At 60.4% G+C, this 18,613-nt stretch carries 21 protein-coding genes and 1 tRNA gene; 13 read left to right on the forward strand and 9 right to left on the reverse strand.

Annotation, left to right across the window (positions count from 1 at the left end; all coding sequences use genetic code 11):
• Window positions 1-25: 25 nt before the first annotated feature.
• Window positions 26-1,546 (reverse strand): PAS-domain containing protein, encoded by a 1,521-nt coding sequence (locus tag OE747_RS16140; RefSeq protein ID WP_263829581.1) that lies wholly within the window; start codon window positions 1,544-1,546, stop codon window positions 26-28.
• 46 nt (window positions 1,547-1,592) lie between these two features.
• On the reverse strand, window positions 1,593-2,990 hold the full coding sequence (regB, locus tag OE747_RS16145; RefSeq protein WP_263829582.1) for a sensor histidine kinase RegB: 1,398 nt from the start codon (window positions 2,988-2,990) through the stop codon (window positions 1,593-1,595).
• Window positions 2,991-3,078: 88 nt separating this feature from the next.
• On the opposite strand from regB, the gene OE747_RS16150 reads away from it, so the two are divergent.
• From OE747_RS16150 to OE747_RS16160, 3 genes are all read left to right on the forward strand, one after another.
• On the forward strand, window positions 3,079-3,696 hold the full coding sequence (locus OE747_RS16150; protein ID WP_263829583.1) for an SCO family protein: 618 nt from the start codon (window positions 3,079-3,081) through the stop codon (window positions 3,694-3,696).
• Window positions 3,697-3,780: 84 nt separating this feature from the next.
• Window positions 3,781-4,335, forward strand: coding sequence for an ActR/PrrA/RegA family redox response regulator transcription factor (locus OE747_RS16155; protein ID WP_263829584.1), 555 nt, complete (start codon window positions 3,781-3,783; stop codon window positions 4,333-4,335).
• Between the two features lie 10 nt (window positions 4,336-4,345).
• Window positions 4,346-5,569: a glycosyltransferase family 61 protein gene (locus OE747_RS16160; RefSeq protein ID WP_263829585.1), complete on the forward strand. Its 1,224-nt coding sequence runs from the start codon at window positions 4,346-4,348 to the stop codon at window positions 5,567-5,569.
• On the opposite strand, the gene OE747_RS16165 is transcribed toward OE747_RS16160, so the two are convergent.
• On the reverse strand, window positions 5,542-6,135 hold the full coding sequence (locus OE747_RS16165) for an HD domain-containing protein (protein WP_263829586.1): 594 nt from the start codon (window positions 6,133-6,135) through the stop codon (window positions 5,542-5,544). The two genes, OE747_RS16160 and OE747_RS16165, sit on opposite strands and share 28 nt — an antisense overlap.
• Before the next feature lie 205 nt (window positions 6,136-6,340).
• On the opposite strand from OE747_RS16165, the gene OE747_RS16170 reads away from it, so the two are divergent.
• From OE747_RS16170 to OE747_RS16185, 4 genes are all read left to right on the forward strand, one after another.
• Window positions 6,341-6,655 carry a hypothetical protein gene (locus tag OE747_RS16170; RefSeq protein ID WP_263829587.1) on the forward strand — a complete coding sequence of 105 codons (315 nt, stop codon included), beginning with the start codon at window positions 6,341-6,343 and terminating at the stop codon, window positions 6,653-6,655.
• Between the two features lie 99 nt (window positions 6,656-6,754).
• Window positions 6,755-8,149, forward strand: coding sequence for an adenosylhomocysteinase (gene ahcY, locus OE747_RS16175; protein WP_263829588.1), 1,395 nt, complete (start codon window positions 6,755-6,757; stop codon window positions 8,147-8,149).
• 239 nt (window positions 8,150-8,388) lie between these two features.
• Window positions 8,389-8,826: a DUF922 domain-containing Zn-dependent protease gene (locus tag OE747_RS16180; protein ID WP_263829589.1), complete on the forward strand. Its 438-nt coding sequence runs from the start codon at window positions 8,389-8,391 to the stop codon at window positions 8,824-8,826.
• Between the two features lie 172 nt (window positions 8,827-8,998).
• Window positions 8,999-9,340, forward strand: a complete 342-nt coding sequence (locus OE747_RS16185; protein ID WP_263829590.1) for a DUF2853 family protein — start codon at window positions 8,999-9,001, stop codon at window positions 9,338-9,340.
• A 232-nt stretch (window positions 9,341-9,572) separates the two neighbouring features.
• Here OE747_RS16185 and OE747_RS16190 read toward each other — a convergent pair whose 3' ends face one another.
• Genes OE747_RS16190 through tsaD form a run of 5 tightly spaced genes read right to left on the reverse strand, consistent with a single transcriptional unit; the run spans window position 9,573 to window position 12,759 of the window.
• Window positions 9,573-9,968 (reverse strand): DUF1761 domain-containing protein, encoded by a 396-nt coding sequence (locus tag OE747_RS16190; RefSeq protein WP_263829591.1) that lies wholly within the window; start codon window positions 9,966-9,968, stop codon window positions 9,573-9,575.
• A gap of 44 nt (window positions 9,969-10,012) precedes the next feature.
• A complete protein-coding gene (locus OE747_RS16195; RefSeq protein ID WP_263829592.1) occupies window positions 10,013-10,435 on the reverse strand; it encodes an EVE domain-containing protein in 423 nt (140 codons plus the stop codon).
• Complete coding sequence (locus OE747_RS16200; RefSeq protein WP_263829593.1) at window positions 10,435-10,701, reverse strand: YciI family protein; 267 nt, start codon at window positions 10,699-10,701, stop codon at window positions 10,435-10,437. Before OE747_RS16200 ends, OE747_RS16195 begins: the two co-directional genes overlap by 1 nt.
• Before the next feature lies 1 nt (window position 10,702).
• Complete coding sequence (locus OE747_RS16205; RefSeq protein ID WP_263829594.1) at window positions 10,703-11,665, reverse strand: NAD(P)H-dependent glycerol-3-phosphate dehydrogenase; 963 nt, start codon at window positions 11,663-11,665, stop codon at window positions 10,703-10,705.
• Window positions 11,662-12,759 (reverse strand): tRNA (adenosine(37)-N6)-threonylcarbamoyltransferase complex transferase subunit TsaD, encoded by a 1,098-nt coding sequence (gene tsaD, locus OE747_RS16210; RefSeq protein WP_263829606.1) that lies wholly within the window; start codon window positions 12,757-12,759, stop codon window positions 11,662-11,664. Before tsaD ends, OE747_RS16205 begins: the two co-directional genes overlap by 4 nt.
• 98 nt (window positions 12,760-12,857) lie before the next feature.
• On the opposite strand from tsaD, the gene OE747_RS16215 reads away from it, so the two are divergent.
• From OE747_RS16215 to OE747_RS16230, 4 genes are all read left to right on the forward strand, one after another.
• The gene (locus OE747_RS16215; protein ID WP_263829595.1) at window positions 12,858-13,571 is read left to right on the forward strand and encodes a uroporphyrinogen-III synthase; all 714 of its coding nucleotides are present in this window, start codon (window positions 12,858-12,860) and stop codon (window positions 13,569-13,571) included.
• 52 nt (window positions 13,572-13,623) lie between these two features.
• Window positions 13,624-14,865, forward strand: coding sequence for a COG4223 family protein (locus OE747_RS16220; RefSeq protein ID WP_263829596.1), 1,242 nt, complete (start codon window positions 13,624-13,626; stop codon window positions 14,863-14,865).
• Window positions 14,866-14,875: 10 nt separating this feature from the next.
• Window positions 14,876-16,366: a heme biosynthesis protein HemY gene (locus OE747_RS16225; RefSeq protein WP_263829597.1), complete on the forward strand. Its 1,491-nt coding sequence runs from the start codon at window positions 14,876-14,878 to the stop codon at window positions 16,364-16,366.
• 233 nt (window positions 16,367-16,599) lie between these two features.
• A tRNA-Thr gene (locus OE747_RS16230) sits at window positions 16,600-16,675 on the forward strand.
• Window positions 16,676-16,849: 174 nt separating this feature from the next.
• Here OE747_RS16230 and OE747_RS16235 read toward each other — a convergent pair.
• A complete protein-coding gene (locus OE747_RS16235) occupies window positions 16,850-17,431 on the reverse strand; it encodes a TetR/AcrR family transcriptional regulator (RefSeq protein ID WP_263829598.1) in 582 nt (193 codons plus the stop codon).
• A 108-nt stretch (window positions 17,432-17,539) separates the two neighbouring features.
• Here OE747_RS16235 and OE747_RS16240 point away from each other — a divergent pair, with 108 nt between their 5' ends.
• On the forward strand, window positions 17,540-17,968 hold the full coding sequence (locus tag OE747_RS16240; RefSeq protein WP_263829599.1) for a GFA family protein: 429 nt from the start codon (window positions 17,540-17,542) through the stop codon (window positions 17,966-17,968).
• 80 nt (window positions 17,969-18,048) lie between these two features.
• The gene (locus OE747_RS16245; protein ID WP_263829600.1) at window positions 18,049-18,447 is read left to right on the forward strand and encodes a hypothetical protein; all 399 of its coding nucleotides are present in this window, start codon (window positions 18,049-18,051) and stop codon (window positions 18,445-18,447) included.
• Window positions 18,448-18,613 lie beyond the last annotated feature (166 nt).

An 18,613-nucleotide genomic window follows, 5' to 3' on the forward strand; every position in this document is an offset into this window, starting at 1 on the left:
TGCGCCGCTTTCCGGCTGCAAGCCGCTATCCGACCCTTGTGGTTTCGGTCAGCCTCTCTGAGGTGTTTGTCAGAGAGAAAACAACCATGGTCGCGCCGTTCTGAATCGGGTTGATGGTACAATTCAACGGCCGGCCATCGCGCAACCGGACCTGACCCTCCCAGAACGCGCGATTTTCGCGATTGGCCACAAAATCACGAATGTCGCCCCACAGCGGTGTGGCGTTGCATTGTTCCTGCCAGGCGCGGGTGGCATCGATGATCGAGACTTTTGCAAAGCTTCGATCAGGATCCGATTTCCACAGCTTGTGATATGACGTGTTGGAAAACGCCAAAGTGCCATCGGCGGCAAACACGACAATTGCATCCTCGATGTGATCGAGTACGTCCTGGCCAAGCTCCAGCTCGGACCGGAACCGGCGCGTCAGGGTGATTTCCGCGGTAATATCCTCGAACAGAAACGCAATGGCCCCATCCGGGTGAGGACGTCCGTTCACCGAATAGACCGAGCCCGAAGGCAGCGACCAGGTTTCGCGATAGATTCCATCCGATGCCGCCTGCAACAGGTCGTTCATTTCCTGGCGCCATCCGCCATAGTTCTTTGGCTCTGGCATCATGTTGAGGTTTCTCAACCGGTCAAAAAAGCTCGAAACCGACGGTCGGCTGGTCAAGAAGTCGGCAGGAAGATTGGTCAGGTCGATCAGCGCCGGATTAAACAGTGCCAATTGCCTGTTTCGGTCGAAAATGGCGAGTCCGATGGAGAGCTGCGCGAACGTCTTTGCCAGTGTCTGCACAAAGTTGCGCTGGGCGATTTCGGCGTCAACGACCGCGTTGATATCCACCGCATAGCACAGGTTGCCCGACTGCTGCGGCACGACGACGACATCGAACCAGAGCTTTACCTCTGAGGGGAAGGCAGAAACCGAGATGCGCGATTTCTTTCCCTCGTTGCCCAGTTCCTTGACCTCGGGAAACAGCGGTTCATAGAGATCGGGAGAGCCGTTTCGAAGCTTCCGTGCCAAGGCCACATAGGCGGCATTGCACCAGCTGATCCGTCCGTCGGTATCGAGATGCCATACCGGATAGGGCGCCGGATCCATCGCCAGTCTGATCGGGTCCGGGTCCGCGCGTCGCAGCGCATTTTGTCCCTTGCCGCCGCTGCGCAGTTCAACCCGGACAACACCGTCTACCCATTCACAAAACACCTCACGGCCGGTACGCCCGTCGATGGGTTTTACCACGACCTCACCCTGTTGTTCGACGGCCTCCGGGTCTTGGGGAAATCCGGGGAATTCGTCGGCCAGTTTCTGGCGCAGCTCTTCCCAGTTCAGGATATGCCTGTCGTCGCCCAGGTGTGAGCAGCCAATCACGGCCGGCCCATCAAAGAGAAACACGTGCGGCGCCGGATTGTCTGCGTTTAACAGATCACGGGAAAACCCGGCCCGTTGTTCCGGCTTGGAAACGAACCAGACGGTAAACCCCGCCGCAAAGAGGGAAATCACCGCCAAAGCCAACCATTCCGCCATGATCGCATCCAGAACTGCCAACACCAATTCTGGCAATCATTGGCATAAGTGGTTAAGGTAACCTTAACTATACTCTGAATGGTTCGTTAAGCCCGACCGGAACCGCATTTTCGCCGGTCTGCGCGTCGATCTGGCTGCGGGGCCAGGTCACCTGCACGATGGCACCGCGCCGCTCTGCCAGGTCGGTGAGCGTCTGGTACGGATCGGAGCCATTGGCGAACTTCAATTCGGCGCCGCTGCGTTCCAGCAATGTCTTGGCGATGAACAGACCCAGCCCCATGCCTTCGTACTCGGGCCGCGAGCGGGTATCGACCTCGGCGCGTCTTCGGCGCACGAACGGATCGCCGATCCGGCCGAACATATGGGCGGGATAGCCGCGGCCGTCATCCATGATCGTCACGGTGATCGCGTCGGCGGTCCATTCGGCCTCGACCCAAACCGTGGATCGCGCGAAGTCGACGGCGTTCTGGATCAGGTTCCTCAGGCCGTGGATGACCTCGGGTTTGCGCAGGATCGAGGGTTGTTGCAGATCGCCGCCCTCGCCGGGGCCTTCGTCGAAATGCAGTGTCTTGCCGCGATTGACATGCGGTTCGGCGGCTTCGTGGATGACGGTGGACAAGGGTGCCTGGCGCAGGTGGAGGTCGTCCTTTCCGGCACGACCCATGTTGCGCAGGATGTCCCGGCACCGATCGGCCTGCTCCCGGATCAAGGCCGCGTCTTCCCGCAGGTCCGGGCGGTCGTCCAGTTCCTCGACCAGCTCGGAACTGGCCAGTTTTATGGTGGCGAGTGGCGTGCCCAGCTCGTGTGCGGCGGCGGCGACAACACCCCCCAGATCGGTCAGTTTCTGTTCACGGGCCAGCGCCATCTGGGTTGCGGCCAGCGCTTCGGACATCGACTGAACCTCGGAACTGATCCGATAGGAATAGGCGCCCAGAAAGATCATCGCGATGACGATTGCGGTCCAGTGGCCGAACACGAACACATCCGGAATACGCAGGACAAACCCCATCTCGGTTCTGAGCGGCAAGTGGTACAGCCCCAGCAATGTCACCAGAACGATTGCGGTGGTGCCGATGATCAGGGTCGAGCGCAGGCCCATCACGTTGGCCGAGATGATCACGGGGCCGACCAGCAGCAACGCAAAAGGGTTATGCAACCCGCCGGTGAGGTACAGGAGAACGCCCAGTTGCTGCAAATCGAACAGAACCATCAGAAAGTTTTCGAACTCGCTGAGGCGCTTGTTTCCTGGGAAAGCAAAGATCGCCATCACGTTGACGACAGCGGAAACCCCGATTGCCAGGTAACACAGACCCAGGTTCAATTGCAGGTGATAGGTCTGTTGCGCCACCGTGATGGCCACGATCTGGCCCGCGATGGCGACCCAGCGCAACAGGATCATGGTACGCAGGCGAATCCAGCTGCTGCGTTCCTGTCCCAGCACAAGGCTCATGTTGGATTCCGGCATCGCGTACTTATGTCCTGTTGCAACCGTCGGGTTTCTTGATAGGTCTCCGGCCCGACACGATCAACAGCCGCTGTCCATGAGGATCCCGATGAGCCGACTTTATACCATTCTTGCCGCCACGATTGCAGTGGCGGCGCTGGGCGCAACATGGATCGCGACCCGCGGCGGTTCGGACGACCGGTTTGCACAATGCAGGTCCAGCCAGATCGCAGGCGGCGCAGAGACGATTGGCGGGCCGTTCGAACTGTTGAATGCCAAGGGCGAGACGGTGACTGACAAGGATCTGATCACCCAGCCGTCGCTCTTGTATTTCGGCTATACCTTCTGTCCGGATGTCTGTCCGCTTGATACCTCGCGCAACGCCGAGGCGGTGGATATCCTTGAAACCCGGGGCAAGATGGTAACGCCGGTCTTCATCTCCATCGACCCGGACCGGGACACTCCCGAAGTCGTGGGGGATTTCGCCGCCAACCTGCACGAGCGGATGATTGGCCTGACCGGGTCACCCGAGCAGGTGAAGGCAGCGAGCCAGGCCTACAAGACCTATTACCGGGCGCAGGACAAGAGCGATGAATATTATCTGGTCGACCATTCGACCTTTTCCTATCTCGTCCTGCCCGAGGTCGGATTCGTCGAGTTTTTCCGGCGCGATGACACGCCTGAGCAGATGGCCGACAAGATTGGTTGCTTCATAGATGCACTATAGAGCGTGAAGGCTGTTTGACGCGGGCGCGATGGCTGGTAATACTCGCTGAAAGCCAAAAAGACGAAAAACAGCGAAAGACAGAGCATGACGGACAATCTCCAGCCAGAAATCGGTCCTGACAAGTCGCTCTTGCTTGTCGATGACGACGAACCGTTTCTGCGCCGTTTGGCCAAAGCGATGGAAAAGCGGGGGTTCGAGGTCGAAACGGCGGGGTCCGTTGCAGCCGGGCGCGCGATAGCCACGGCAAGGCCGCCTGCTTATGCGGTGGTCGACTTGCGGCTTGAGGATGGGAATGGCCTGGATGTCGTCGAGGTCTTGCGAGAGCGCCGTCCGGATAGCCGGGTGGTGGTCTTGACCGGGTACGGGGCAATTGCCACTGCGGTGGCCGCAGTCAAGATCGGCGCGACGGACTACCTGTCAAAACCGGCAGATGCCACTGATATCACCAATGCTCTGCTGGCCAATGGCGACACTCTTCCGCCGCCACCGGAAAACCCGATGAGCGCGGACAGGGTGCGCTGGGAACATATCCAGCGTGTCTATGAATTGTGCGATCGTAACGTTAGCGAAACCGCGCGCCGGCTAAACATGCATCGCCGGACCCTGCAACGGATTCTGGCCAAACGAAGTCCGCGCTGAGAGGTCCGATATGGCGCAAGCGCCCGACCTGAATCCAGACGATCCAAACTCACAACCGCTGCCCGAAGGGGGTTGGTCCGAGACACTGACGCGGCTGGCCGAGGCTGTTGTCGTTCCGCCCGAGGTCAGCGGTTTCACGCAGGCCGCCGGGGTTTTGTACTCGGACGGCAGCTATTGCCCTGAAGGTGCCTTGTGGCGGCGGTACCGGCCTTTGACCACGCGCCCCGAAATGCCGCAGGAGATCGCTCAGACACTGCCGGGGCGCTGGATCTGGGGCGGCGTGCTCTGGGCGCATTTCGGTCATTTCCTGGTCGAAAGCACTTCCCGCCTTTGGGCACTGGATCATGTCGATGGCCCGATCGACGGAATTCTTTTCATTCCCAAACGCCCCAAGGTCGGCGATCAGGTCCGGGGGTTTCAGCGCGATTTCATTGATCTGATGCGGCCCGACCTGCCGATCCATGTCGCGACCGAACCGACGCAAGTCGAAGAGCTTATCGTCCCCGGCCAAGGTTTCGGGCTGGGAAACATCACGCAGGGAACGCCCAGGTTCCGCGATGCGATCCACCGGAGCTTTGCCAAATCGGTCGAACCCGATGGTCCAAGCAAGCTTTACATCTCCCGTTCCGCGCTGGGTCTGGGAAAGGGTGGCCTGTTGGGAGAAGAACGGCTGGAAGACCTGTTGCGTGCAGAAGGGTACGACATTTTCCACCCCGAGAAATTCTCACTCGAAACCCAGCTTGCCAGATACAAGGCCGCCAGCCATGTCGTGGCCGCCGATGGTTCGGCGCTGCATCTGTTCGCAATGGTGGGACGGCCTGACCAGAACGTGGCGATGATCCTGCGGCGCAAGGCGGGGCCCAACAACCTGTTGGCCAAGAACGTTGCGCATTTCTGCCGGAACAATCCGCTGGTGATCGACGCGCTCTACACCGAATGGGTGCGCGGCGACAAAGGCAAATCGAACCGGCTGTCCTTTGGCGAACTGGATCACGCGGTGATTGGCCGGGGCCTGATCGCGGGGGGATTTGTTCGCGCGGATATCGACTGGCCACGCGCCACCGACGAGGAGCGCGCCAAGATGTTCAGCGACAAGGGTCTGGATCAGGCGGGTGATTTTGTCGAAAGCGCCGACTACCAGACGCGCCGCCGCCGAAAGATGCGGCAGGAACGCCGCGCCCGCCGGGCGGAAAAAGCCACGACCGATCAAAGCGCGGATATCAGCGCCAAGTAACGTTCCGTATAGGCCTTTCTCGTTTCAACCGGCGGTCTCAACAGAATATCGAGCCCCTCCATCAGGGCTGGGTTCGGGCGACCGAAGAACCGGTTCGCCTCTGCATCGGAAAAACCGGCGATGCGCGTCGCCTCCATCCATGCGCTGATACGGTCGGCGCGCTTGATCTGTTTCTTGATCGCTGCGGGCAGTTGCGCCGGCAGGCCAAACCGGATGTGGATTGCGGCGGTGAGCCTGGCGTCGAGATGACCATAGTCCGGTCCGACCGCCGCCTTCACCGGCGAAATCATGTCACCGATCACGTATTCCGGGGCATCATGCAGCAAGGCCGCCAGGCGCCATTTCGGTCCGGACCCAGGGGCAATGCGGGCAAACAGGGTCTCAACCAGCAGCGAATGCTCGGCCACCGAATAGGCATAGTCGCCATGCGTTTGTCCGTTCCAGCGCGCGACAAATGCCAGGCCATGTGCGATATCCTCGATCTCGATATCCATCGGGGTCGGGTCCAGCAGGTCGAGCCGCCGACCCGACAGCATCCGTTGCCATGCTCTGGGCTGTGTTGCCATTCTGCCACGCTCCATTCCGTGCGCCATTTTTCTGCCACATTCCGGGCGCAGCCTTGATCCCATCCCGATCAAGTGCTGCCAGCCGTTCCAATTTTCGTCGAGGGTCCAGCCCGGCGGCAAGATCGCGATATCAAGTGAGGGGGGACGTGTTTTCCTCCCTGCACGTCCCCTTTCAGACCTGAACCTCTATCGAAAGGAGCTTGCCATGTTCAAGCGTCTGATGGGGATTGGATTAACATTTGGCCTTGTGGCGCTGATGTCCCCGGCGGTGGCACAATCCTGCGCGGCACGCGATGCGGTGATCGGCAAGCTCCAGGAAAAATATGCCGAACAACTGACCGCTGGTGGCCTGCAACCCATGCATAGAGGCCAGTCGATGATCGAGCTTTGGGCCTCGGCCGAGACAGGGACCTTTACCGTTCTTCTCACGGATGCCAACGGTGTCAGTTGCATCGTGGCGGCCGGAACCGACTATTTCCAGGCCACGCCGAAGCCGCCCCAAACGGATATTCCCAGCTGAAACATTCCCCGAAAACCTGACCGGGCCGATCGTCGTTGCCACTTGTCCCCATGAATGATAGGGCGTCTGGCGACCGATTTTACCGGAATGGAGTGAAGAATGGCCGGGGATTATATCGTCAAGGACATTGCACTGGCCGACTATGGCCGCAAGGAACTGGACATTGCCGAAACCGAGATGCCGGGCCTGATGGCGCTGCGCGCTGAATACGGTGAAAGCAAGCCGCTCAAGGGCGCACGGATCGCAGGTTCGCTGCACATGACCATCCAGACCGCGGTTCTGATCGAAACGCTGGTTGCGTTGGGCGCTGACGTGCGCTGGGCGTCGTGCAACATCTTTTCGACCCAGGATCACGCCGCCGCCGCGATTGCGGCCAGCGGCACCCCGGTGTTCGCCGTCAAGGGCGAGACGCTGGAGGAATACTGGTCCTATACCGACAAGATTTTCCAGTTCCCCGAGGGCGGCGCCAACATGATCCTGGACGATGGCGGCGATGCGACGCTGTACATCCTGATGGGCGCACGCGTCGAAGAGGGTGAGGAAGACCTGATCGCGGTTCCGACCAGCGAAGAGGAAGAATACCTGTTCGCCCAGATCCGCAAGCGGATCGCCGAAACTCCGGGCTGGTTCGTGAAACAGCGCCACATGATTCAGGGTGTGTCCGAAGAGACCACCACCGGTGTGCATCGTCTCTACAAGATGATGGAAAAGGGCCACCTCCCGTTCCCGGCGATCAACGTGAACGACAGCGTGACCAAGTCGAAGTTCGACAACAAGTACGGCTGCAAGGAATCGCTGGTCGACGGTATCCGTCGCGCCACCGACACGATGATGGCGGGCAAGGTCGCGCTGGTCTGCGGCTATGGCGATGTGGGCAAAGGCTCGGCCGCCTCGCTGCGCGGCGCTGGCGCACGGGTGAAGGTGACCGAGGTCGATCCGATCTGCGCGCTTCAGGCGGCAATGGACGGCTACGAGGTGACCACGCTGGAAGATGAAGTGTCCAGCGCCGACATCTTCATCACCACCACCGGCAACAAGGACGTGATCCGCATCGAGCATATGCGCGAGATGAAGAACATGGCCATCGTCGGCAACATCGGCCATTTCGACAACGAGATCCAGGTTGCCGCCCTGAAGAACCACAAGTGGACCAATATCAAGGACCAGGTCGACATGATCGAGATGCCCTCGGGCAACAAGATCATCCTCTTGTCCGAAGGTCGCCTGCTGAACCTCGGCAACGCGACCGGGCATCCGTCCTTTGTGATGTCGGCTTCGTTCACCAACCAGGTTCTGGCTCAGATCGAGCTCTACACCAAGGGCGACGAGTACCAGAACGAAGTGTACATCCTGCCCAAGCATCTCGACGAGAAGGTCGCGCGCCTGCATCTGGACCGGATCGGTGTGAAGTTGACCAAGCTGAGTCCGGAACAGGCCGATTACATCGGGGTCACCCCCGAGGGCCCGTTCAAGCCGGAACACTACCGCTATTGATGAACAGCAATGGGCGCATGCCCGTTCCGAGAGCTTTGGCCGCCCCGGGAAACCGGGGCGGTTTTTTCGTGCGATACGAATATGTTGACAGCAATGTTATTGCGCGACAGCGTCATGGAATAACAAGTTCGCAATCCGCAAGGCAGCAAGCGGAGTGCTTAACGGAGTAGGGAGTAATGAAGTTGTCTTTCTCTGGTGCCGGTTTTAGACACCCGACGTTTGTTCTTGCGCTGGCTGTGATGCTCGGCGCGACGATGGCCGAGGCAAAGCCGAAGATCTCGATCGTGGAAAAGACCTATGCGGTGGATGCCACCACCGCGAGCGCCCTGGTCAAGCAGATGGGCCAGCGCGGGCCAAATGGCTATTGGGCCTACACCGACTGGTATGTGAACTGGACCGGAAACTGCGATCTCTCGGTCAAGATCACTTACACCATGCCCAAGCACAAGAACGAAGCCAAGCTTGACCCGGCGGTGCGCGAGAACTGGAAAACCTTCCTTGTTGCGTTGCGGCAGCACGAGGAAAAACACGGTACCCATGGCATTCAGGCCGCCCAAGAGATCGAAAAGACCAAATGCGCAAACGGTAATGCCGTGATCGACAAATGGAGCAAACAGGACAAGGTTCTGGACAAGCGTACCGACCACGGCAAGAAAGAGGGTGTGGTTCTGAACTGAGGGGTCACAGGCCCGGCGCCCTAGGCGGGCCGGGTCTGGTCATGCCCGGGACTTGGGGCGTTTACAGGGAAAACCGGCCAAGTTTTCCCTTTGTGCGCGCTCTGGCTGCCGCTACGCTCTCGTCCAGTGCCGGATAGACCGGTCGAAAACAAAAACTCGGGAGAGTGAAGAGATGGGAAAACGCGACGATCTGATCGCAAAATATGCCGACGACCTGAAGAACAAGTGCGGGATGACCCCGGACATGGATCTGTTGACCAAGGTGACGATCGGTTGCGGACCGGCAATCTATGACGCTGACGCCTCGACGGTCGCGGCGACCCAGGCGGGCGAACTGGAAACCGTGAAGAAAAACTTCCTTGTAAAGAAACTGGGTCTTTCCGATGGCCCGGAACTGGATGCGGCGATTGCCAAGGCGATGGACACCTATGGTCAGTCCGAGCGCAACAAGTATCGCGCCGTGGTCTATTACATGCTGACCAAGCATTTCGGCAAAGAAGCCGTCTACGGCTGAGACCAGGTCCCGAGAATGCCGAAACGCCTGCATCCTTGCAGGCGTTTCGCATTTTACACGTATTCTTCGGGCTTGGTGTTTGAGTCCGACCCGCTTCTTGCGCTATACAGAACCCATGACCAGTACGGTCAGAACCTTGAATTTCGTTCGCGTGTGGTGAGTTGGGAGCACGCGGGGTGGGGGAAGGTTCTGCACCGTCGGAACCTTCCCCGTTTTCTGTGAAATCAAACCCCTAGAACAGCGTCAGGATCAGTCCCATCGCTGCGCAGGCCACTGTGGCGTAACCCCCATCAATAAGGCTGAGCCGGAACGGACGCATGGCATAGAGGTTGTTGAGCGCGATCCAGGGCGAGATGAAGAACAGCCCAACCCCGATCCCGGCGACAAGGCCGGCGCCCGGCGTATCAATACCCGACAGGGCAAAGACATGGCGCATCATCCCGGCCACAACCAGCTGAAGAACGAAGCTCATCGCGAAAATACCTGGAGTCATCCCGCCTTCGGGTTTTCCATCCGGGCCGCGTGGCACGCCCGATGCCTGCATCCAGGGCTCGGCCAGCGCCATGTACCACACCGACCCGAGCGCAAAGGCACCAAAGGCGGCCGCGAGTACGTTGAGAAACTCCATCTTGTGCCTCATCGAAGAGTTGCGACAAGGTCAAGCATGCCCGATCAATCGGGTTCTGTCTGCCCCAATACGCAGATCGCCCGCCATTCATCTTCGCTCACCGGCTGCACCGACAGGCGTGAGTTTTTGACCAGCACCATGTCAGACAGACGCGGATCCGACTTGATCTGATCCAGGGTCACGGGTTGTACAAAAGGACGTACCGCCTTGATATCCACGCATTCCCAGCGCGGGTCGTCGGCCTTGCTGTCCGGGTGCGCCTCGGCACAGACCTCGACAATGCCGACCACCGCTTTTTCGGTCTGCGAGTGATAGAAAAAACCGCGGTCGCCCAGCTTCATGGCGCGCATGAAATTGCGCGCCTGGTAGTTGCGCACGCCGTTCCATTCCTCGCCGGTCTCGCCCTTGGCGGTCTGATCGTCCCAGCTCCAGGTCGAGGGTTCGGATTTGAACAGCCAATAGGCCATCAGATCACCTTTTTCCAAGGGATCAGCTCGACCGACTGGAACAGACCGGCCTTGGCATAGGGGTCGTTGGCGGCCCATGCTTCGGCGGCGGCCATGTCTTCGACATCGAGAATCACCAGCGACCCGATCATGGTTTCGCCATCCAGCAAGGGTCCGGCCTGTGATACAACTCCAGTGGTCTTGAGGTAATCCACATGCGCCGGGCGATTGTCGAGCCGGGTTTGCAGGGCGCCATCCTTGTCCTTGGCGATCAGGGCAACCAGCATGTCATTCCTCCTTGAGCGGCCTTGCCAGCAGTTGAGCCATCGCCTCGGGCAGGGTCAAGCTTTGGTTCACGAATCCGGTCACACAATCGGTGATCGGCATGTCCAGTTTCATCTTCGCGGCTTTCTCGGTCACCGCAAGCGCGGTCGCCGCGCCTTCAACCGTAATTGATCGGTCGAACTCTTCCTCGCGTCCGATCGACAGGCCCAGCCTGTAGTTCCGCGACAGGTTCGACGTGCAGGTCAGAGCCAGATCGCCAAAACCGCTGAGTCCGGCCAGTGTCTCGGCTCGGGCACCAAGCGCCAGCGCCATGCGCTGCATCTCGGCATATCCCCGGGTCATAAGCGCCGCGCGGGCGCTTTCGCCCAGACCGGCACCGATGACCGCGCCGCAGGCAATCGCGATGACATTCTTCAGGGCGCCGCCCAGCTCGGTGCCAATGACATCCGTGGTGCGATACAGACGCAGGTTGGCGGTCGACAGGTCCGCTTGCAGCTCCGCGCCGGTTTCGGCGTCTTCGCAGGCAAGCGTCAGCGCCGTTGGAAGACCGCTGGCAATATCCGCCGCAAAGCTTGGTCCGGATAGCAGCGCGGGCACGGCGCTTGGCAGGGTCTGCGAAATGACGGCAACCGGCCCCAACCCGCTGCCCCGCTCGATCCCCTTGCAACAGGCGACCAGACGGCGACCCGCCAACACCGGACCATGGGCCTGTAACGTCCGGCGCAGTTGCTGCATGGGTACCGCCAGCAGAATCGTCTCCGTGTCAGGGATCGTCGCCAGATCGTCGATGACGGTCAGATCGTCGGGGAACGGCGCGCCTGGCAAACGCCGCTCATTCCGTCGGGTAGCGTTCATTTCCAGCACATGGCCAAGGTCGCGCGCCCAAAGCCGGACCGCGCCTCGACCCGCAAGAGAGATCGCCAGCGCGGTTCCAAAGGCACCGGCGCCCAGAACGGTGACACTCATGCCTTTGCCCCTTTTTTTCCGCTGCCCAGCAAGGCCGGGCTGTTCTGATCAAGCGGCCAGCGTGGCCGGGCCGACAGGGTCATCCCGTCACGTGCCCCGGTCAGAAACAGCTCGATCCCCGCGTAGGCGATCATCGCGGCGTTGTCGGTACACAGGCGCAAGGGTGGCGCAACGAACCCGATCCCCGTTTCCCCACAGACCTTTTCGAGCGCCGAGCGGATGGCTGCATTGGCGGCAACGCCGCCAGCAACGGCCAGCATTGGTGTAGCAGGATTGTCTTCCAGATAGATCGCAATCGCGCGGCGCGTTTTTTCCGCAAGGGTGTCGACGACCGCCGCCTGAAAACCGGCGCATAGATCGGCGCGATCCTGACGTGTCAGGCCGCGTTGCTCGGCCACCAGCTGGTCTCGCATACGCATCAGCGCGGTCTTGAGACCGGAAAAGGACAGGTTGCAATCCGGCCGGTCCAGCAGCGGTCTTGGAAAGCGGAACCTTTTCGGGTCGCCAAGCCGGCCTTCGGCCTCGACCGAGGGGCCACCGGGTTGCGGCAGGCCGAGCAGACGCGCGGTCTTGTCAAACGCTTCACCGGGCGCGTCGTCAATTGTCCCGCCCAGGCGGGTAAACGCCTGGGGGCCACGCACGATCAGATACTGACAATGCCCGCCCGAGACGAGAAGCATCAGATAGGGATAGCCAACCCGGTCGGTCAGCCGTGGCGTCAGCGCATGACCGGCAAGGTGGTTCACACCGATCAGCGGCAGACCGGTGGCGGCCGCAATCCCCTTGGCGCACATGACGCCCGACATCACGCCGCCGATCAGGCCAGGGCCTGCCGTCACGGCGACGGCATCCAGCTTGTCTAGGCCAACGCCTGCCTGTTCCAACGCCTGGCGAACGCTGACATCCAGCTTTTCCGCATGTGCCCGCGCGGCGATTTCGGGAACCACGCCACCAAAGGCGCTGTGCAGATCGGTTTGTCCGTGCACGACCGAAGACAGGATCATAGGCTCGGTACCGTCCACCAGCCGCACAACCGCGGCGGCGGTATCGTCACAACTGCTTTCCAGCCCAAGTACGGTCAAGCTCTCGGTCATCGGTTCCAACCGTTGCATCCTGTTCAGGTCGCGGGGTATCACCGCAGGCAACGGCAAACAATCCCGTCGGTTTGGAGGCTTCCCTGATCTATCTCTTGATGACTCGTCCGCTGGCTTCATCCGAGAAGTTCGTCGCCAGGCTTTCGCCCGATATCCGAAGCAAGGTGACGGTGGTTCACTCTCCCTTGCTTGAGATAGAGTATCTTCAGGACGACCTCGACCTGCGAAAGGCGCGGGGGCTTGTTTTTTCGTCGGCAAACGGTGTCGCGGCCGCGTCACAAATGACCGAGTCCCGTGACCTGCCCTGTTTCTGCGTTGGTCGCGCCACGACCGAGGCCGCCCGGCGCGAGGGGTGGAAGGCGACGATGGCCGGCGAGACCGCGGAAACGCTGATCGCGTTCCTGCTTGCCGCGCGACCTGCGACGCCACTGTTGCACCTCAGGGGGGATCACGCACGCGGCGATGTGGCAGAGACCCTGTCCCGTTCGGGCATGCCCACCTCCGAGCGGGTGGTGTATCTGCAACACCTCCTGCCCTTGTCCGAACCGGCCCGTGCGGCATTGGCCGGGACATCGCCGGTCATCGCCCCGCTGTTTTCACCACGGACCGCGCGACAATTTGCCGACCTGGCGCTACTCAGCGCGCCTTTGTGGTTGCTTGCTTTGAGTGGGGCCGTAAGGGAACCAATTGAAAACATGAAAAATATCCGCTTGGTGACTGCCGAACGACCAGATGCCGAGGCCATGCGCCACGCGGTAGAAAAAATGGTCCGCGAAGCCATGCGGGTTGAGGGGCCGTCAGAGCCGCATTAATCTCGGGCGGTATCTGGTATTTTTGACTTTCAGAATCGAAAAGGACATCGCGGTGACGGACAAGAAAGACAACGAGTTGGCAACCGTCACCGACCAAGTCTCTGCGGATCCGATGACGCCCGAAAACCGGCCTGTCAGCGACAACCAGCTTGAAGCAGAGCCGGAAGACAGCAAGGTTTCGTCAGAAGCAGAAGCAGAAGCAGAAGCAGAAGCAGAAGCAGAAGCAGAAGCAGAAGCAGAAGCAGAAGCAGAAGCAGAAGCAGACAACCAACAGCAGTCGGTCGCCCCGGCCCCGGCGCCAGAGCGTCGCGGCGGCTTTTTCGCGCTCGTGCTTGGAGGGGTTCTGGCCGCCGCACTGGGTTATTTCGCGGGCCGGACCGATGTGATCGATTCTTTCCTGCCGCCGAACCTGCGGGCTGGGAATGCTGACGAAGAAATCGCCGCGCTGCACTCTCGCCTCGCACAACAGGACGCCACGCTGGCCGAACTGAAATCGTCGGTCAGCCAGATTCAGATCCCCGACCTTGCCCCGCTTGATGCCCGCATCGCGGAGGTCGCGGCGAGACAGTCCGAGACCGCAGAGTCGCTCTTGGCCGAAAGCGGCAACCGCTCTGACGCGATTGCCGCCTTGGAAAGCAGATTGACCGATGTCGAAAAGCGACCCATCACCGAAGGCGCTTCGCCCGAGGCGGTTGCCGCTTATGAGGCCGAGCTTGTCAGGATGCGCGAGGCGCTTGCGGCGCAGCGCGCCGAAGTCGAACAGATGGTGCAAGAGGCGCAGGCATTGAAGGCGAGCGCCGCGTCGGATGCCTTGGCGGCGGCAAACCGGGCCCTGATGGCGCGGCTTCACGCTGAACTGGACGCGGGGATGCCCTATGCCTCCTTGCTGGAGCAGCTTTCCCTGGCTGGCGTCGATGTGCCAGACGCGCTTTCCGCGTCGGCGGCCGAAGGCGCGCCAACTCTCGCCGAGTTGCGCCAAACCTTCCCGGTCGCGGCAAGAACGGCGCTGTCGGATCTTCGCGAGACCGAAAAGGGCAGCGGTTTCCTTGCGTTCCTTGAGCGACAGACCGGCGCCCGTTCGGTCGTTCCCAGAGATGGGGACGATCCCGATGCGGTGCTATCCCGGGCAGAGGCAGCCGTGACCGCCGGAGATCTGGCAACGGCGCTTGAGTTGGTATCGCGTTTGCCGGACCCGGCCCAGGCCGCGTTGGCGGAATGGGCAGAGCTTGCCCGCGCACGGCAGGATGCAATCACGGCGGCCGCCTCGCTGGCGCAAAGCCTGAACACGAACTGAAGGACAGTCCATGCTGTGGTCATTGCTCAAGATCCTGGTTTTTGTCGCGATCATTGCCATGCTGGCATTGGGCGCAGGGTTTCTTATGGAAACCAGCGGCGGTGTCCAGGTCACCGTTTCGGGGATGGAGTATACGCTTGGTCCGCTGCAATCCGTGATCGCATTTGTTGTACTGGTCGGGCTGGTCTGGCTGTTCTTCAAGCTGCTGACGCTTCTGATCGCCACGTTGAAATTCCTGAACGGGGACGAGACGGCGCTGTCTCGCTTCTTTGATCGTGGCCGGGAAAGACGCGGATACCAGGCGCTGGCCGAAGGGCTGATGGCGCTTGCCTCGGGCGAGGGCCGCCTTGCGATGAGCAAGGCCGCAAAGGCCGAGAAACTGCTGCAAAAGCCTGAACTGACCAATCTGGTGGTTGCTCAGGCCGCCGAGATGACGGGCGACACACGCAAGGCGACCGAGACCTATCGCAAGCTGATCGGCGACCAGTCGACCAGGTTTGTCGGCGTCCGGGGCATCATGAAACAGAAACTTGCTGAAGGGGATGACGAAACCGCGCGCAAGCTGGCGGAAAAGGCGCTGGCCCTGAAGCCGCGTCACGAAGAGACGCAGGATGTACTCCTGCACCTTCAGACCCGGGCACAGGACTGGGCCGGGGCACGGGCGACGCTGGGAACAAAGCTCAAGACGGGCTCTTTGCCGCGTGACGTTTACAAGCGCCGCGACGCGATTCTTGCCTTGTCCGAGGCCAAGGATCTGATCGCCGAGGGCGCGTCGGTGGATCAGCAGGAGCGCGCGATCGAGGCCAACCGGCTGTCTCCCGATCTGATTCCCGCCGCTGCAATGGCGGCCCGGGCGCATATCGCCAAGGGCAAGCCGCGCAATGCCGCCAAGATTCTGACCAAGGCCTGGCAGGTCCGCCCGCATCCCGATCTGGCCTATGCCTTTGCCGAGATTGTGCCCGACGAGACACCGACAGAGCGGGTCAAACGCTTTGCCGCACTTGGCAAGGTACACCCCGATCACGCGGAAACCCATCTGATGATGGCGGAACTGAACATCGTGGCCGAGGATTTTCCCGAGGCAAGACGGGCCTTGGGCGACTTGCTGGAGCGCGACCCTGATGCCCGGGCCTATACGCTGATGGCCGCGATCGAACGTGGAGAGGGTGCCTCGGATGCCGTTGTGCAGGGTTGGCTGGCCCGGGCGCTTACGGCGCCACGCGGTCCGCAATGGGTCTGTGACAACTGCCGCCATGTTCACCGCGAATGGGCGCCGGTCTGTGAGAACTGCGGCGGCTTCGATACGTTGGTCTGGTCCGCGCCTCAGGCCTCGGAAATCGCATCTGTCACAGCGACCAACCTTTTGCCGCTGATTGTTGGGACGCCCCAGGGGGTCGGGGCCGAACCGGAAGAAGAGGCCGACATGGAGGCTGTTGCCGAAGAGGCAGAGGTCCTTGCGGAATCATCAACCGACATCTCCGATGCGAATGACCGCAAATAACCTCTTTTCTAAGATGCGCCCGGCTGATAAGTCACGCGCGGTCAGGGCAGCGGAGGCTGCCGGGTACCACGATTGAGGCCGTGTTTTGGCCGCGACAAGAGAAGAATGCCGCTGTAGCTCAGCTGGTAGAGCACGTCATTCGTAATTAGCGGGTCCCCGCTCGAATGACTTGCAAAACCAACGAGTTCGAGGCACAGGAGTAGAACTAGTAGGGCCATAGTAGGGTCCAGGAAGCCGCTGTAGCTCAGCTGGTAGAGCACGTCATTCGTAATGATGGGGTCGGGGGTTCGAGTCCCTTCAGCGGCACCAGTTCTTCAACAAAATCATATTCTTAATCAGAAGGCACCCGCTTGGGCGATGTCGAGGGTCTGCCTTGACGCTCAATGCAGAATTTCTTCTTGCGCTTTCCTCGTTGTCGCGAAATTTGCCGTTCGCTGCGGTCTGCGCCAATGACTGAGTTGCGGGCTGGCCCGTCGCGTTCTGCTACACGGCCGCGAGCGCAAAGCTCCGAGCCGCCTCGCGAACTTCATCTGACAGAGTCTGATCTTCGAGAGTGCGGGACAGAACCATGCCCCCAACACTGAGCGCAGCCAGAACGCAGGCGGTCGTTCGCTTTTCTCCGGCACCCTCGGTCAAATTATTCTCATAAAGCCAGATCATCGCGCGCAATAGCCCCTCGTAGGAGCGGCGTGCCTCAGGGGTCGCCCGCGCGACGTCGGAAGGCAGGGCAATCATCGGGCATTGTCCGTCGATGTCGCGCGCATGTTCCGGAGAGAGATAGGTGTTGATCATGGCACGGACTGTGTCCGGCCCGCCATTCTGAGGATCGACACCAGCGTCGTCGCGCCAGGTCTTTCCGCGGCCGTTGAGGAAGCTCGCCACGGCTTCACCGTAGAGCTCCTCCTTGTTGCGGAAGTGATTGTAGAACCCGCCGCGCGTCAAACCCGCGTGAGCCATGACCTGATCGATCGTCACCTCGGCAAAGCCGTCCCTGTTGAACAACACGCGCGCCGCTTCGACGATTCTACCGCGCGTTTTGGCCTTGTGTTCAGGGGTATAGGGCATCGTCGTTCTCCATTTCCGCACAATCATACAGATGATGAAAATATGTTCTTGAACATATTTAGATCCCTGCGACTCTGCCTGCAAGACACCAAGGGATAGAGGCCGCCGATGACCATCAATGCAAACGCCAAAGGATTCTCCGGACGCTGCCTATGCGGCGCTGTGACATTTGAGAGCAGCGCCAGCCCTCAGGTCGTTGTGCATTGCTGCTGCAAGGATTGCCGCAAATCGAGCGGAACCGGGCACTGTACGCATATTGTAATCCCGAAAAGCGCCTTCGTAGTCACGGGGGATGTGACCTTCTATGAGCACCGGGCTGATAGCGGGAATACCATATCGAAGGGGTTCTGCGGCACATGCGGTTCCCCGATCTATTCGACCACATCCGGCTACCCCGACGCGGTCTTTCCCCGTGCTTCGGTTCTCGACGACCCTGAAATGGTTCAACCCCAAATGGTCGTCTACGCCAGCCGGGCCGTGTCCTGGGACAAGCTGGACGAAACACTTCCGGCCTTTGCCGAGGGGGCTGGCGGGTGATTGCGCCTTCGTGCCGGCGGATTGCCTGACCGATTGAATGCCAAAGCGCTGCCGGCGCTCCGGAAAGAAGGAAAACGACCATGAACCCCGAACTCCTCCCAGTCACATTCACCTTCATCAGCGTGCTGGCGATATCTCTCATCCTGCTCAGGGCTACCTGTGCCGTGGCGATTCCATTTCGTCGGTGGTCCTTCGACAGGGCGAAATCGCAACGGGCACGGTACCTCGAGGATCTGTTCCGCACTGCCACCTACCGGATGAAACTCCGGTTTTTGCCCGAAATCCAAGAGCGAAGCGAAGGAATTGCACCAGAGAGGTGGGCCTTCCTGGTCATGCTTCCTCGGGCGATTCCTGAGAATGAGCTTGCGGCGTTCGGAAAACGTGCCGTGAACCGGTTATGTAGAGAAATCCGCGTTTGTGCTCGGCTTCCGCTCCCCCACAACATCTGGGTGCTTCACCGCTTGTCCGGAGGACTCTGACCACAGAGTTAAGGGCATCAGGCCGTGTTTCAGTTCGTTCTCGCAGGTTGGAAATTCGTAAGTGTATGGAAACGGGGAGTTTTGCGGAGTTTTGGAAGTTTTTTGATTTTTTTGTAAAAAGGGCCTTGCGGCTGTTGGGGAGAGACCGTAGATAGCGCTTCACCGG

Source organism: Ruegeria aquimaris (genome assembly GCF_025751555.1).
Taxonomy (GTDB): Bacteria; Pseudomonadota; Alphaproteobacteria; order Rhodobacterales; family Rhodobacteraceae; genus Ruegeria_B; species Ruegeria_B aquimaris.

What these genes read in the sequence shown, in the direction of transcription:
- regB (WP_263829582.1), bottom strand. Translation starts at nt 2,990, where the DNA reads ATGCCGGAATCCAACATGAGCCTTGTGCTGGGACAGGAACGCAGCAGC.
- OE747_RS16150 (WP_263829583.1), top strand. Translation starts at nt 3,079, where the DNA reads ATGAGCCGACTTTATACCATTCTTGCCGCCACGATTGCAGTGGCGGCG.
- OE747_RS16155 (WP_263829584.1), top strand. Translation starts at nt 3,781, where the DNA reads ATGACGGACAATCTCCAGCCAGAAATCGGTCCTGACAAGTCGCTCTTG.
- OE747_RS16160 (WP_263829585.1), top strand. Translation starts at nt 4,346, where the DNA reads ATGGCGCAAGCGCCCGACCTGAATCCAGACGATCCAAACTCACAACCG.
- OE747_RS16165 (WP_263829586.1), bottom strand. Translation starts at nt 6,135, where the DNA reads ATGGCAACACAGCCCAGAGCATGGCAACGGATGCTGTCGGGTCGGCGG.
- OE747_RS16170 (WP_263829587.1), top strand. Translation starts at nt 6,341, where the DNA reads ATGTTCAAGCGTCTGATGGGGATTGGATTAACATTTGGCCTTGTGGCG.
- ahcY (WP_263829588.1), top strand. Translation starts at nt 6,755, where the DNA reads ATGGCCGGGGATTATATCGTCAAGGACATTGCACTGGCCGACTATGGC.
- OE747_RS16180 (WP_263829589.1), top strand. Translation starts at nt 8,389, where the DNA reads ATGCTCGGCGCGACGATGGCCGAGGCAAAGCCGAAGATCTCGATCGTG.
- OE747_RS16185 (WP_263829590.1), top strand. Translation starts at nt 8,999, where the DNA reads ATGGGAAAACGCGACGATCTGATCGCAAAATATGCCGACGACCTGAAG.
- OE747_RS16190 (WP_263829591.1), bottom strand. Translation starts at nt 9,968, where the DNA reads ATGGAGTTTCTCAACGTACTCGCGGCCGCCTTTGGTGCCTTTGCGCTC.
- OE747_RS16195 (WP_263829592.1), bottom strand. Translation starts at nt 10,435, where the DNA reads ATGGCCTATTGGCTGTTCAAATCCGAACCCTCGACCTGGAGCTGGGAC.
- OE747_RS16200 (WP_263829593.1), bottom strand. Translation starts at nt 10,701, where the DNA reads ATGCTGGTTGCCCTGATCGCCAAGGACAAGGATGGCGCCCTGCAAACC.
- OE747_RS16205 (WP_263829594.1), bottom strand. Translation starts at nt 11,665, where the DNA reads ATGAGTGTCACCGTTCTGGGCGCCGGTGCCTTTGGAACCGCGCTGGCG.
- tsaD (WP_263829606.1), bottom strand. Translation starts at nt 12,759, where the DNA reads ATGACCGAGAGCTTGACCGTACTTGGGCTGGAAAGCAGTTGTGACGAT.
- OE747_RS16215 (WP_263829595.1), top strand. Translation starts at nt 12,858, where the DNA reads ATGACTCGTCCGCTGGCTTCATCCGAGAAGTTCGTCGCCAGGCTTTCG.
- OE747_RS16225 (WP_263829597.1), top strand. Translation starts at nt 14,876, where the DNA reads ATGCTGTGGTCATTGCTCAAGATCCTGGTTTTTGTCGCGATCATTGCC.
- OE747_RS16235 (WP_263829598.1), bottom strand. Translation starts at nt 17,431, where the DNA reads ATGCCCTATACCCCTGAACACAAGGCCAAAACGCGCGGTAGAATCGTC.
- OE747_RS16240 (WP_263829599.1), top strand. Translation starts at nt 17,540, where the DNA reads ATGACCATCAATGCAAACGCCAAAGGATTCTCCGGACGCTGCCTATGC.
- OE747_RS16245 (WP_263829600.1), top strand. Translation starts at nt 18,049, where the DNA reads ATGAACCCCGAACTCCTCCCAGTCACATTCACCTTCATCAGCGTGCTG.